The sequence below is a fragment of the Pseudomonas sp. MCal1 genome, assembly GCF_026341415.1.
Lineage (GTDB): Bacteria > Pseudomonadota > Gammaproteobacteria > Pseudomonadales > Pseudomonadaceae > Aquipseudomonas.
The window spans coordinates 12511-25020 of the sequence record NZ_JAKUMP010000001.1 but is presented as its reverse complement, the minus strand read 5'-3'; the positions used below and the strand labels follow the sequence as shown (position 1 = coordinate 25020).

Below are 12510 nucleotides of genomic sequence, written 5' to 3'. Positions count from 1 at the left end.
TGGCGAGGGCGTTCGTTCCCTCGCCACAGGTTTTGTCTCACGCACGCAGCAACATGTAAGCGGCGACCACCAGACACACGCTGGCGAACCCCACCTGCAACGTCCTTGCCGGCACCCGCGCGCAGAGTTTGCGGCCGACAATCATGCCGACGATGCTGGCGACGATAAACGATGCGCCCAGATGATCGATCCGCACCCCGGCATGAAACGCGCCGACCACGCCGATGGCAGAAATCAGGCTGATGACCATCAGTGAAGTGGCGACGATACCGCGCATCTGCACATCCGTCAGTTGCTTGAACGCCGGCACGATCAGAAACCCGCCGCCAACCCCCAGCAACCCGGACACCACACCAGTGACCGCGCCCAGTACCGCAAGGGTCGCGGTGCATTTGGCGGTCCAGTCGAAACGGCCGGTCTGCTCATTGAGCATGCAGTTTTTCTGGCCCCAACTGGCGTGACCATGGTCGCTCGGCCCCTCCTGCTGGCGTTCGCGGCGCAGCATGCGCCACGCCACCATCACCATCAGCAGGCTGAACAGGATCATCAGAACCTTTTCCGGCAACTGATGGGCGAAGTAGATGCCCACCGGCGAAAACACCGCGCCAAGCGCCGCAATCAGCAGCGCCGCGCGATAACGCACCAGACCATGACGCAACCCATCAATCGCGCCGACCGCCGCCGCGCTGCCCACCGCGAACAACGCCACCGGCGCTGCTTGCGTCATCGTCCAGCCAAGACCCAGCACCAGCGCCGGCACGGCGAGAATTCCGCCACCGGCTCCGGTCAGACTGAGGATCAACCCCATCACCACACCAAACAGACTTGCCAGCAACATAGAGTGTTCTCAGTCGACCCTGGACAGACTCGTCAGCCATTCGCGCCCCTTGAGCATGCCGTTCCAGTAGAACCATGGCAGCAGCGTCGCCTTCAGCCACCACGCGGAACGGCGCGGCACCGTCGGGTCGAGGGGAAAGGTCGGCAGCAGTTTTCCGGCGTAGCCAAACTCGGCGAGGATCACCTTGCCCTTCTCCACCGTCAGCGGGCAGGAGCCGTAGCCGTCGTACTTCAGCGGCAGTGCCAGTGCCTTGCGCAGGGCCAACAGGTTTTGCGCCACCACCACGACCTGCTTGCGCACTGCCGCCGCGGTTTTCGCATTGGTGGTGCCGCAGATATCGCCCAGCGCAAACACTTCGGGATAGCGCGGGTGTTGCAGTGTGTGCGGGTTGACCTCGCACCATCCGGCAGCGTCGGCCAACGGGCTCTGGGCGACGAAATCCGGCGAAACCTGCGGCGGGACGACGTGCAGCAGATCGAATGTTTTCGCCTGACGGGTGACGTTGCCGTCCGCATCCTTGACCTCGAACCAGGCGGTTTTCGCTGGGCCGTCGACTTTTACCAGATTGGAATTGAACGCCAGCCGCGCGTTGTATTTTTCGATGTACTTCATCAGCGGCGGCACGAAGGTCGGGACGCCGAACAGCGCGGCGCCGGCAAGATTGAACTCGACGTCGACCTTGCCCAGCACATTGCGCTTGAGCCAGTGATCGCAGGACAGGTAAAGCGCCTTTTGCGGCGCGCCGGCGCATTTGATCGGGATCGGCGGCTGGGTGAACAGGGCTTTGCCGCCGCGCAGCTTCTGCACCTGATCCCAGGTGTATTGCGCGTGCTGATAGCTGTAGTTGGAGGTGACGCCGTGCTGGCCGAGGCTTTCCTGCAGGCCTTCGATCTTCTCCCACGCCAGGCGCAGGCCGGGGCAGACGATCAGGTTCTGATAGGTGACAGTGCGTTGATCGTTAAGCGTGAGACGGCGCTGATCGGGATCGATGCCGGTCACCGCCGCCTGAATCCAGGTGGCCTGGCGCGGCATCACCTTGTTCATCGGTCGGGCGGTGTCTTTGGCGTCATAGGCGCCGCCGCCGACCAGCGTCCAGGCCGGCTGGTAGTAATGCTGGGCACTCGGCTCGATCACCGTGATGTTCAGGCCGGGATCGCGCTTGAGCAGGCTTGCGACAAAACCGATGCCGGCAGTGCCGCCGCCGATGACCACGATGTCCGCACTGATGGTTGGGCCCCAGTGTTGATCGTTCATTGTTTGTTCCTTATGGCTGCACGCAAGGATAGCCGGGTCTATTGCGCCCAGCTTTTGAGCACGGCTCCGCAGTAGAGTCCGGACAGGGTTTTCATCACCTGGATCACTTCGTGACTGGCGAGACCGTAAAAAATGTACTTGCCTTCACGACGGGTCGCGACCAGCCCTTCATCGCGCAGGATGCCCAGTTGCTGGGACAGGGTCGGCTGACGCACGCCGGTCATTTTCTCCAGCTCGCCAACGTTGCGCTCGCCCTGGGTCAACTGGCACAGGATCAACAGCCGATCCTCGTTGGCCAATGCCTTGAGCAGCGAACAGGCCTTGGAGGCCGAGGCGCGCAGTTGGGCGACTTCACATTCGGTCAGACTGGATTGCATTTGCAGGATGCCTTCAACGTCACTTAAGCTGCGGACATTATGTGTTTACATAAAGTGTTGCAACCCTGACTTCCCACCTTCCTGCACAGGACCGTGTTCATGCCCGCGCTGATTGAAGCTTTCCTCGACCCCGCCTCTTCGACCTACAGCTACGTGGTCTACGAGGCCGACGGCGGGCAGTGCGCAATCGTCGATCCGGTGCTCGATTACGACGGCGCCGCCGGTCGCACCTGTACGGCTCAGGCCGACAGGATCATCGCCTTCGTTCGCGCCCATCACCTGCAAGTGCAGTGGCTGCTGGAAACCCATGCCCACGCCGATCACTTGTCCGCCGCTCCGTACCTGCGCCGGGAACTGGGCGGGAAAATCGCAATTGGCGAATCGATCAGCAAAGTGCAGAACGTGTTCAAGGCGCTGTTCAACCTGGAGCCGGAATTTCGCGTCGACGGCTCGCAGTTCGATCACCTGTTCGCACCCAACGAGTCGTTCCGGATCGGCAACCTCAAGGCCACCGCCCTGCACGTTCCCGGCCACACTCCGGCGGACATGGCTTACCTGATCGATGGAGAACAGATCCTGGTCGGCGACACCCTGTTCATGCCTGACGTCGGCACCGCCCGTTGCGACTTCCCGGGTGGCAACGCCCATCAACTGTTCAATTCGATTCACAAGCTGCTGGCCTTCCCCGCCAGCGTGAAGCTCTACGTCTGCCACGACTACCCGCCGCAAGGTCGCGCCTCACAGTGCCAGACCACTGTGGGCGAACAACGCAAAAGCAATATCCATGTGCATGACGGCGTCGACGAAGCCGCATTTGTGGAGATGCGCACCAAACGCGATGCCGGGTTGGGCATGCCGACGCTGTTGCTGCCGGCGATTCAGGTCAATGTGCGGGCGGGCAATTTTCCAGCGGCAGAAGATAACGGCGTGGTGTATCTGAAGATTCCGATCAACAAACTGTAATCAATTGATCGGGAGCGCCCGAGGCGGCACCCCCACGCAGAGCCTGGGAATGATCCTCAAACCCCGAGCGTCAAGCCATTCGCCGGCAACGGCAATGCTGTCTTGTAGCGCACCTGCTTGAGCGCAAAGCTTGAGCGGATATTCGCCACACCAGGGACTTTGGTCAGAAAGTCCATCATGAAGCGTTCAAGCGCCTGAATGGTCGGCACCAGCACCCGGATCAGATAGTCCGGGTCGCCGGCCATCAGGTAGCACTCCATGACTTCCGGCCGGTCGGAAATCGCTTCCTCGAAATGCTGCAGCGCTTCCTCTACCTGCTTCTCGAGGCTGACGTGGATGAACACGTTGACGTGCAGCCCCAGCAGGTCGGCGTCGAGCAGTGTCACCTGCTCGCGGATCAGCCCCAGTTCCTCCATCGCCTTGACCCGGTTGAAGCACGGCGTCGGCGACAGATTGACCGAACGGGCGAGGTCGGCGTTGGTGATGCGCGCGTTCTCCTGAAGGCTGTTGAGAATGCCGATGTCGGTACGGTCCAGTTTGCGCATGAGACAAAACCACCTGTTTTTTATGTTTATGCAGAATTTCTATCTGCAAATGATCGCCAGCGCAACGAAACAGAGAGAAATATTCTTCTTGGCCGGGCCTATGATTGTTGTAGGACAAGATTTCTTTTATCGAAGAATGACTGCCAGCTCACTACAAGAAATTCACAAGATCGAGCGTAGAAGCCATGACCCAAGCGTATGAACCGCTGCGTCTGCACGTCCCTGAACCCTCGGGTCGCCCAGGCTGCAAAACCGATTTCTCCTACCTGCATCTGACCGATGCCGGGACGGTGCGCAAACCTTCCATCGATGTTGAACCGGCCGACACCGCCGACCTTGCCCGCGGCCTGATCCGCGTGCTCGACGACCAGGGCAATGCCCTCGGCCCATGGGCCGAAAACGTGCCGGTCGAGATCCTGCGCAAAGGCATGCGCGCCATGCTCAAGACCCGGATCTACGACAACCGCATGGTGGTCGCCCAACGTCAGAAAAAAATGTCGTTCTACATGCAGAGCCTTGGCGAAGAAGCCATCGGCAGCGCCCAGGCCCTGGCCTTGAACATCGACGACATGTGCTTCCCGACCTACCGCCAGCAAAGCATTCTGATGGCCCGCGACGTACCGCTGGTCGACCTGATCTGCCAACTGCTGTCCAACGAGCGCGATCCGCTCAAGGGCCGTCAGTTGCCGATCATGTACTCGGTCAAGGACGCCGGTTTCTTCACCATTTCCGGCAACCTCGCCACTCAATTCATCCAGGGCGTGGGCTGGGGCATGGCCTCGGCGATCAAGGGCGATACCAAAATCGCCTCGGCCTGGATCGGCGACGGCGCCACCGCCGAATCGGACTTCCACACCGCCCTCACCTTCGCTCACGTTTACCGGGCGCCGGTGATCCTCAACGTGGTTAATAACCAGTGGGCAATTTCGACCTTCCAGGCCATCGCCGGTGGTGAAGCCACCACCTTCGCCGGACGCGGCGTCGGTTGCGGTATCGCCTCGCTGCGCGTTGACGGCAACGATTTCTACGCGGTCTTCGCCGCCTCCGCCTGGGCCGCCGAACGCGCCCGCCGCAACCTCGGCCCGACCATGATCGAATGGGTCACCTACCGCGCCGGCCCACACTCGACCTCCGACGATCCGTCCAAATACCGTCCTGCCGACGACTGGAGCCACTTCCCGCTGGGCGACCCGATTGCCCGCCTGAAACAGCACCTGATCAAGGTCGGTCACTGGTCGGAAGAAGAGCACGCCGCCGTCAGCGCCGAACTCGAAGCCGAGGTGATCGCCGCGCAGAAACAGGCCGAGCAGTACGGCACCCTCGCCGGCGGCCAGATTCCGAGCGCCGCGACCATGTTCGAAGACGTCTACAAAGAGATGCCGGAGCACTTGAAGCGCCAGCGTCAGCAGTTGGGGATCTGACATGAACGATCACAACAACAATATTCAGTTGGAAACCGCCATGACCACGACCACCATGACCATGATCCAGGCCCTGCGCTCGGCCATGGATGTGATGCTTGAGCGTGACGACAACGTTGTGGTGTTCGGCCAGGACGTCGGCTACTTCGGCGGCGTGTTCCGTTGCACCGAAGGCCTGCAGGCCAAGTACGGCACCTCGCGGGTGTTCGATGCGCCGATCTCCGAGAGCGGCATCGTCGGCGTCGCCGTGGGCATGGGTGCTTATGGCTTGCGTCCGGTTGCCGAGATTCAGTTCGCCGACTACGTGTACCCGGCGTCCGACCAGATCATTTCCGAAGCCGCCCGTCTGCGTTATCGCTCGGCCGGCGAGTTCACCGCCCCGATGACCCTGCGCATGCCTTGCGGCGGCGGCATCTACGGCGGCCAGACCCACAGCCAGAGCATCGAGGCGATGTTCACTCAGGTCTGCGGTCTGCGCACCGTCATGCCGTCCAACCCGTATGACGCCAAAGGCTTGCTGATCGCCTCCATCGAAAACGATGACCCGGTGATCTTCCTCGAGCCGAAACGCCTGTACAACGGCCCGTTCGACGGCCACCACGACCGTCCGGTAACCCCGTGGTCGAAACACCCGGCCGCGCAAGTGCCGGACGGTTACTACACCGTACCGCTGGATGTCGCCGCGATCACCCGTCCGGGCAAGGACGTGACCGTGCTGACCTACGGCACCACCGTTTACGTGTCGCAAGTTGCCGCCGAAGAATCCGGCGTTGATGCAGAGGTCATCGACCTGCGCAGCCTGTGGCCGCTGGACCTGGAAACCATCGTCAAATCCGTGAAGAAAACCGGCCGTTGCGTGGTGGTGCACGAAGCCACCCGCACCTGCGGTTTCGGCGCCGAACTGGTGTCGCTGGTGCAAGAGCATTGCTTCCACCACCTGGAAGCGCCGATCGAGCGCGTCACCGGTTGGGACACCCCCTACCCGCACGCGCAGGAGTGGGCGTATTTCCCTGGGCCGTCCCGAGTGGGCGCGGCGCTGAAACGGGTCATGGAGGTCTGAATGGGCACGCACGTTATCAAGATGCCGGACATCGGCGAAGGCATCGCAGAAGTAGAACTGTCGCAGTGGCACGTCAAGGTTGGCGATCTGGTCGTTGAAGATCAGGTACTGGCGGATGTGATGACCGACAAGGCGATGGTCGATATTCCCTCGCCAGTCCACGGCAAGGTGATTGCGTTGGGCGGTCAGCCGGGTGAAGTGATGGCGGTCGGCAGTATCCTGATCAGCATCGAGGTTGAAGGCGCCGGCAATCTGAAGGAGTCGGACAAGCCGGCGCCTGTTGCGGCGAAAGAAGCACCTGCCGCTCCCAAAGTTGAAGCGGTCGTCGAAAGCAAACCTGCTGTCACCGCGCCGCGTCCGGCGGCTGCCGTTTGCCAGGGCCCAATGGTTGCCCGTGAAGCCGATGAGCGTCCTCTGGCCTCGCCGGCCGTGCGCAAACACGCGCTGGATCTGGGTATTCAATTGCGTCTGGTGCGCGGTTCCGGCCCGGCCGGTCGCGTATTGCACGAAGACCTCGACGCCTACCTGGCACAGGGTCAGTCGAACGCTTCGGCACCGGTCGCCGCCGCTTACGCCCAGCGTCACGATGAAGAACAGATTCAAGTGATCGGTATGCGCCGCAAGATTGCCCAGCGCATGCAGGAAGCGACCCAACGTGCTGCGCACTTCAGTTATGTCGAGGAAATCGACGTCACCGCGCTTGAAGAACTGCGTTCACACCTGAACGAAAAACATGGCGCCAGCCGTGGCAAGCTGACTTTGCTGCCGTTCCTCGTACGTGCCTTGGTCGTCGCCCTGCGCGACTTCCCGCAGATGAACGCCCGTTACGACGACGAAGCCCAGGTCATCACCCGTCTCGGCGCGGTGCATGTCGGCGTCGCCACCCAAAGCGACGTCGGCCTGATGGTACCGGTGGTGCGTCACGCCGAAGCGCGCAGCCTGTGGGACAGTGCGGCGGAAATTTCTCGTCTTGCCACTGCCGCCCGCAATGGCAAGGCCAGCCGCGATGAGCTGTCCGGCTCGACCATCACCCTGACCAGCCTCGGCGCCCTTGGCGGCATCGTCAGTACCCCGGTGCTGAACCTGCCGGAAGTGGCGATCGTCGGCGTCAACAAAATCGTCGAACGCCCGGTGGTCGTCAAAGGCCAGGTGGTGATCCGCAAGATGATGAACCTCTCCAGTTCCTTCGATCATCGCGTGGTCGACGGCATGGACGCGGCGCTCTTCATCCAGGCCATTCGTGGTCTGCTCGAACAACCCGTGACCCTGTTTGTGGAGTGATGGCATGCAAACTCTGAACACCACGCTGCTGATCATCGGCGGCGGCCCCGGCGGTTACGTGACGGCCATTCGTGCCGGGCAACTGGGCGTTCCGACCATTCTGGTCGAGGGCGAATCGCTGGGCGGCACCTGCCTGAACATCGGCTGTATTCCGTCGAAAGCGCTGATTCATGTGGCCGAACAGTTTCACCAGACTCAACACCACAATCAGCATTCGGCACTCGGCATCAGCGTTTCGGCGCCGACCCTCGACATCAGCAAAAGCGTCGAGTGGAAGGACGGCATCGTCGATCGCCTGACCACTGGCGTCGCCGCGTTGCTGAAGAAGAACAAGGTTCAGGTCATCAACGGCTGGGCCAGGGTCATCGATGGCAAGACCGTGGAAGTCGGCGACACCCGCATCCACTGCGAACATCTGGTGCTGGCCACCGGTTCGAAAAGCGTCAATCTGCCGATCCTGCCGATTGGCGGGCCGATCATTTCGTCGACCGAGGCGCTCGCGCCGAAGTCGGTTCCGAAGCGTCTGATCGTGGTGGGTGGCGGTTACATCGGTCTGGAATTGGGCATTGCTTATCGCAAGCTCGGCGCCGAGGTCAGCGTGGTCGAGGCGCAGGATCGCATCCTGCCGGCCTACGACGCAGAACTGACCCAACCGGTGCACGACGCGCTGAAGCAACTGGGCGTGAAGCTGTATCTGAAACACAGTGTTCTGGGCTTCGACGGTACGTTGCAGGTGCGCGATCCGAACGGCGACACCCTGAATCTGGAAACCGATCAGGTGCTGGTGGCCGTCGGTCGCAAACCCAATACCCTAGGCTGGAACCTTGAAGCGCTGAACCTGGACATGAACGGCTCCGCGATCAAGATCAACAACCGTTGCCAGACCAGCATGCGCAACGTCTACGCCATCGGCGACCTGAGCGGCGAGCCGATGCTGGCCCACCGCGCCATGGCTCAGGGCGAGATGGTGGCCGAGCTGATCAGCGGCAAGACCCGCGAATTCAACCCGACCGCCATCGCTGCGGTTTGCTTCACCGACCCGGAACTGGTGGTCGTCGGCAAGACGCCGGACGAAGCGAAAGCTGCGGGACTGGACTGCATCGTGTCGAACTTCCCGTTCGCGGCCAATGGCCGGGCGATGACCCTGGAATCGAAAACCGGCTTCGTGCGGGTGGTCGCTCGTCGGGACAATCATGTGATTGTCGGTTGGCAGGCAGTGGGTGTCGGGGTGTCGGAGCTGTCGACCGCGTTCGCGCAAAGCCTTGAAATGGGCGCACGACTGGAAGACATCGGCGGTACCATCCATGCGCATCCGACCCTGGGCGAAGCGGTGCAGGAAGCGGCGCTGCGTGCGCTCGGGCATGCGTTGCACCTGTAACTCTCGGTCGCAGATCGTTCCCATGCTCCGCGTGGGAATGCCTCCACGGACGCTCCGCGTTCGACTGTTGGGACGCAGAGCGTCCCGGACAGCATTCCCACGCAGAGCGTGGGAACGATCAAAGGCAGAGATTTCGGGCTGCGAAACCGCTCAAGAATGAAGTATTGTTGTGCCCATCCAAAAAAACGTCAGAAGCCTTGAACCGCTTCGGCGGTTGTTCAGTGATAGAGGGTGTCATGGGTAACGAAAGCATCAACTGGGACAAGCTGGGTTTTGACTACATCAAGACCGACAAACGCTATCTGTCGTACTTTCGCAACGGCGAGTGGGACAAAGGCACCCTGACCGAAGACAACGTGCTGCACATCAGCGAAGGCTCCACTGCGCTTCACTATGGTCAGCAATGCTTCGAAGGCCTGAAGGCCTATCGTTGCAAGGACGGCTCGATCAACCTGTTCCGTCCGGACCAGAACGCTGCACGCATGCAACGCAGCTGCGCCCGCCTGCTGATGCCACATGTGTCCACCGAGCAGTTCATTGAAGCGTGCAAGCAAGTGGTTCGTGCCAACGAGCGCTTCATCCCGCCTTACGGCACCGGCGGCGCGCTGTACCTGCGTCCTTTCGTGATCGGCGTGGGTGACAACATCGGCGTGCGTACCGCACCTGAGTTCATCTTCTCGGTGTTCGCGATTCCGGTTGGCGCCTACTTCAAGGGCGGCCTGACTCCGCACAACTTCCAGATCTCCACCTTCGACCGCGCCGCGCCACAAGGCACCGGTGCCGCCAAGGTCGGTGGCAACTATGCCGCCAGCCTGATGCCAGGCTCCCAGGCCAAGAAAGCGCACTTCGCTGATGCCATCTACCTGGATCCGCTGACCCACAAGAAGATCGAGGAAGTCGGTTCGGCCAACTTCTTCGGGATTACCCACGACAACAAGTTCGTGACCCCGAACTCGCCGTCGGTACTGCCGGGTATTACCCGTCTGTCGCTGATCGAACTGGCCAAGTCCCGCCTGGGTCTGGAAGTGGTCGAAGGCGACGTGTTCATCGACAAGCTGTCGGACTTCAAGGAAGCCGGTGCCTGCGGTACCGCTGCGGTGATCACCCCGATCGGCGGCATCAGCTACAACGACCACCTGCACGTGTTCCACAGCGAAACCGAAGTCGGCCCTGTGACCCAGAAGCTCTACAAAGAGCTGACCGGCGTGCAGACCGGCGACATCGAAGCGCCAGCAGGCTGGATCGTCAAGGTTTGATCTGACGGCCAGATGCACAAAAGCCCCCATCGAGTGATCGATGGGGGCTTTTTCATTCGTCCCGTTCGCGAACCTTCATGGCAATCCGCTTGCCCGCGCGACCGGCAATCCCGCTCGCCTGTCCGTTCTGCTGCTTGCCCATGCGCGCCTGGGTAATCAATCCGGGAATCAGCTCCCCCTCCGGCAGGTTCTTCCAGAACCGCGTCGGCAAATGCCCTTGCATGACTTTCTCGTTCAACCGCGCCGGGTTGAAGATGTGGCTGTAGTACGTCAGCCATAAATCACCGTGGGGATCATCGACGTTCTGCGCCAGTTGCTGCCACTCCACCGGGCATTGCCGTTGATGGATCAGTCGATCGCCATCGTAATAAACGCCGTCGCGGGGCGTAGCTATCAGCCAGCGATGCCGCCCCATGCGCCCGACGAAATGTTCGCTGGCGCTGTGCAGGATGTCGTGGGCCGGTTCGTGCCACGCTACATATTGCGGCCCCGGCAGATCCGCCGAGCGCTCGATGAAACGCACGAACGCATGCAGATGATGGGCTTCGCGCTGCACCTGCTTGATCCGGCGCTGCAACTCGCTGCCCAGTTTGTCACCGGCCATCATTGCGGTGCGATCGCCATGGCTGACGCGCCACAGCACTTCATACAGCAGACTCCAGCGTTGATCGCCCCGGTATCGAGATGCTTGTTCCAGGGTGTCAAGCAATGCACGCGGAATCCGAGCCTGAAACGGCCCCTGCCCTTCGGGCACCGACACGTCACTGGCGAACAGATCGCTCACGCCTTCCGACGCCCAGCTCACCAGACTCGGGTCGATTTCATGGCTGAGCAGCCAGCGCGCCTGCTGGCGCCAGATGTCGAACAGGTCGTCGCAATCGAGATTGATCATCCCCAAAGTCCCATCTGTTGCGGCATCGGCCGGTCGCGCAGTTGCTGATAGAGCATCTGGCTGGTGACTTCTGCCTGCTGCGGGTGGTAATCGCTGGTGATGATGAACGGCTTGGCCTTGGCCAGCACGCAACGCATACGCGCCACGTCTTCGTAGCGAATGCGCCGCTGCCGACGCAGCTCCACCAGACGTTCGGTGGTGCGCAGGCCGATGCCGGGAATGCGTGAGATCAACGCCGGTTCGGCGCGGTTGAGGTCCAGCGGAAACACCTCGCGGTTCTGCAGCGCCCAGGCCAGTTTCGGGTCGATGTCCAGCGCCAGATTGCCCGGCCCCTGAAGCAACTCACCGGCGGTATAGCCATAACCGCGCAACAGAAAATCAGCCTGATACAAGCGGTGCTCGCGCATCAGTGGCGGCGCGGCCAGCGGTACGCTTTTCGGGCTGTCGGGAATCGGGCTGAACGCCGAGTAATAGACCCGGCGCAGACGGAAGTTGCCGTAGAGCGCCTGGGCGCTGTGCAGAATTGTGCTGTCGTCGGTGTCATCGGCGCCGACGATCATCTGCGTGCTCTGCCCGGCCGGGGCGAACTTTGGTGCGCGAGGTTCGTTAAGCACGGTCTGCACGCCGGTGTAGATGGTGTTCATCGCCTGCTTGATCGAACCGATGTGCTTCTCCGGCGCCAGCGTCTGCAAACTGGCATCGGTGGGCAATTCAATGTTGACGCTCAAGCGGTCGGCATAACGCCCGGCCTCTTCGATCAGGGCAGGATCCGCGTCGGGAATGGTCTTGAGATGAATGTAGCCACGAAACTCATGCTCTTCGCGCAACAGCTTCGCGACACGCACCAGTTGCTCCATGGTGTAGTCCGCCGAGCGGATGATCCCTGAACTGAGGAACAACCCGCTGACGCAATTGCGCCGGTAGAAATCCAGGGTCAGCGTCACCACCTCCTCTGGAGTGAACCGCGCGCGGGGCACGTCGCTGGAGCGGCGGTTGACACAGTATTGGCAGTCGTAGAGACAGAAGTTGGTCAGCAGAACCTTGAGCAGCGACACGCAACGCCCGTCCGGCGTGTAGCTGTGGCAGATGCCCATGCCATCGCTCGATCCCAGCCCGCGCTTGCCCTCGGAGCTGCGCTTGGGCGCGCCACTGCTGGCGCAGGAGGCGTCGTACTTGGCGGCATCGGCGAGGATGCTGAGCTTGTCGATAATTTGCATGGCACGCACTCGATACTGTTCGCATATA

Annotated in this window: 12 protein-coding genes; 6 read left to right on the top strand and 6 right to left on the bottom strand. The window is 61.5% G+C overall.

Annotated features, from left to right (window positions below; genetic code table 11):
- Positions 1-37: 37 nt before the first annotated feature.
- Genes MKZ87_RS00140 through MKZ87_RS00130 form a run of 3 tightly spaced genes read right to left on the bottom strand, consistent with a single transcriptional unit; the run spans position 38 to position 2469 of the window.
- Positions 38-838, bottom strand: coding sequence for a sulfite exporter TauE/SafE family protein (locus MKZ87_RS00140; RefSeq protein WP_266200036.1), 801 nt, complete (start codon positions 836-838; stop codon positions 38-40).
- 9 nt (positions 839-847) lie between these two features.
- On the bottom strand, positions 848-2092 hold the full coding sequence (locus MKZ87_RS00135) for an NAD(P)/FAD-dependent oxidoreductase (protein ID WP_266200035.1): 1245 nt from the start codon (positions 2090-2092) through the stop codon (positions 848-850).
- A gap of 38 nt (positions 2093-2130) precedes the next feature.
- The gene (locus MKZ87_RS00130; RefSeq protein ID WP_007952897.1) at positions 2131-2469 is read right to left on the bottom strand and encodes an ArsR/SmtB family transcription factor; all 339 of its coding nucleotides are present in this window, start codon (positions 2467-2469) and stop codon (positions 2131-2133) included.
- 99 nt (positions 2470-2568) lie between these two features.
- On the opposite strand from MKZ87_RS00130, the gene MKZ87_RS00125 reads away from it, so the two are divergent.
- The gene (locus tag MKZ87_RS00125; protein WP_085698144.1) at positions 2569-3432 is read left to right on the top strand and encodes an MBL fold metallo-hydrolase; all 864 of its coding nucleotides are present in this window, start codon (positions 2569-2571) and stop codon (positions 3430-3432) included.
- A 56-nt stretch (positions 3433-3488) separates the two neighbouring features.
- Here the strand turns inward: MKZ87_RS00125 and bkdR are convergent, their stop codons facing one another.
- Positions 3489-3977: a Bkd operon transcriptional regulator BkdR gene (bkdR, locus tag MKZ87_RS00120; RefSeq protein WP_085698143.1), complete on the bottom strand. Its 489-nt coding sequence runs from the start codon at positions 3975-3977 to the stop codon at positions 3489-3491.
- Positions 3978-4162: 185 nt separating this feature from the next.
- On the opposite strand from bkdR, the gene MKZ87_RS00115 reads away from it, so the two are divergent.
- The 5 genes from MKZ87_RS00115 to MKZ87_RS00095 all read left to right on the top strand — a co-directional run bounded on the left by MKZ87_RS00115 (position 4163) and on the right by MKZ87_RS00095 (position 10373).
- Entirely contained in the window at positions 4163-5398 is a 1236-nt protein-coding gene (locus MKZ87_RS00115) for a 3-methyl-2-oxobutanoate dehydrogenase (2-methylpropanoyl-transferring) subunit alpha (RefSeq protein ID WP_266200034.1), read from the top strand.
- A gap of 1 nt (position 5399) precedes the next feature.
- Positions 5400-6458, top strand: a complete 1059-nt coding sequence (locus MKZ87_RS00110) for an alpha-ketoacid dehydrogenase subunit beta (RefSeq protein ID WP_085698142.1) — start codon at positions 5400-5402, stop codon at positions 6456-6458.
- Positions 6459-7739: a dihydrolipoamide acetyltransferase family protein gene (locus tag MKZ87_RS00105; protein ID WP_266200033.1), complete on the top strand. Its 1281-nt coding sequence runs from the start codon at positions 6459-6461 to the stop codon at positions 7737-7739.
- Positions 7740-7743: 4 nt separating this feature from the next.
- Positions 7744-9117: a dihydrolipoyl dehydrogenase gene (gene lpdA / locus MKZ87_RS00100; RefSeq protein ID WP_085698140.1), complete on the top strand. Its 1374-nt coding sequence runs from the start codon at positions 7744-7746 to the stop codon at positions 9115-9117.
- A gap of 236 nt (positions 9118-9353) precedes the next feature.
- Positions 9354-10373, top strand: a complete 1020-nt coding sequence (locus MKZ87_RS00095; RefSeq protein WP_085698139.1) for a branched-chain amino acid aminotransferase — start codon at positions 9354-9356, stop codon at positions 10371-10373.
- 52 nt (positions 10374-10425) lie between these two features.
- Here MKZ87_RS00095 and MKZ87_RS00090 read toward each other — a convergent pair whose 3' ends face one another.
- Both MKZ87_RS00090 and MKZ87_RS00085 read right to left on the bottom strand, forming a co-directional pair.
- The gene (locus tag MKZ87_RS00090) at positions 10426-11265 is read right to left on the bottom strand and encodes a TIGR03915 family putative DNA repair protein (protein WP_266200032.1); all 840 of its coding nucleotides are present in this window, start codon (positions 11263-11265) and stop codon (positions 10426-10428) included.
- Positions 11262-12482 (bottom strand): putative DNA modification/repair radical SAM protein, encoded by a 1221-nt coding sequence (locus MKZ87_RS00085; RefSeq protein ID WP_266200031.1) that lies wholly within the window; start codon positions 12480-12482, stop codon positions 11262-11264. The genes MKZ87_RS00090 and MKZ87_RS00085 overlap by 4 nt, the downstream gene beginning before the upstream one ends.
- Positions 12483-12510 lie beyond the last annotated feature (28 nt).

What these genes read in the sequence shown, in the direction of transcription:
- MKZ87_RS00140 (WP_266200036.1), bottom strand. Translation starts at nt 838, where the DNA reads ATGTTGCTGGCAAGTCTGTTTGGTGTGGTGATGGGGTTGATCCTCAGT.
- MKZ87_RS00135 (WP_266200035.1), bottom strand. Translation starts at nt 2,092, where the DNA reads ATGAACGATCAACACTGGGGCCCAACCATCAGTGCGGACATCGTGGTC.
- MKZ87_RS00130 (WP_007952897.1), bottom strand. Translation starts at nt 2,469, where the DNA reads ATGCAATCCAGTCTGACCGAATGTGAAGTCGCCCAACTGCGCGCCTCG.
- MKZ87_RS00125 (WP_085698144.1), top strand. Translation starts at nt 2,569, where the DNA reads ATGCCCGCGCTGATTGAAGCTTTCCTCGACCCCGCCTCTTCGACCTAC.
- bkdR (WP_085698143.1), bottom strand. Translation starts at nt 3,977, where the DNA reads ATGCGCAAACTGGACCGTACCGACATCGGCATTCTCAACAGCCTTCAG.
- MKZ87_RS00115 (WP_266200034.1), top strand. Translation starts at nt 4,163, where the DNA reads ATGACCCAAGCGTATGAACCGCTGCGTCTGCACGTCCCTGAACCCTCG.
- MKZ87_RS00110 (WP_085698142.1), top strand. Translation starts at nt 5,400, where the DNA reads ATGAACGATCACAACAACAATATTCAGTTGGAAACCGCCATGACCACG.
- MKZ87_RS00105 (WP_266200033.1), top strand. Translation starts at nt 6,459, where the DNA reads ATGGGCACGCACGTTATCAAGATGCCGGACATCGGCGAAGGCATCGCA.
- lpdA (WP_085698140.1), top strand. Translation starts at nt 7,744, where the DNA reads ATGCAAACTCTGAACACCACGCTGCTGATCATCGGCGGCGGCCCCGGC.
- MKZ87_RS00095 (WP_085698139.1), top strand. Translation starts at nt 9,354, where the DNA reads ATGGGTAACGAAAGCATCAACTGGGACAAGCTGGGTTTTGACTACATC.
- MKZ87_RS00090 (WP_266200032.1), bottom strand. Translation starts at nt 11,265, where the DNA reads ATGATCAATCTCGATTGCGACGACCTGTTCGACATCTGGCGCCAGCAG.
- MKZ87_RS00085 (WP_266200031.1), bottom strand. Translation starts at nt 12,482, where the DNA reads ATGCAAATTATCGACAAGCTCAGCATCCTCGCCGATGCCGCCAAGTAC.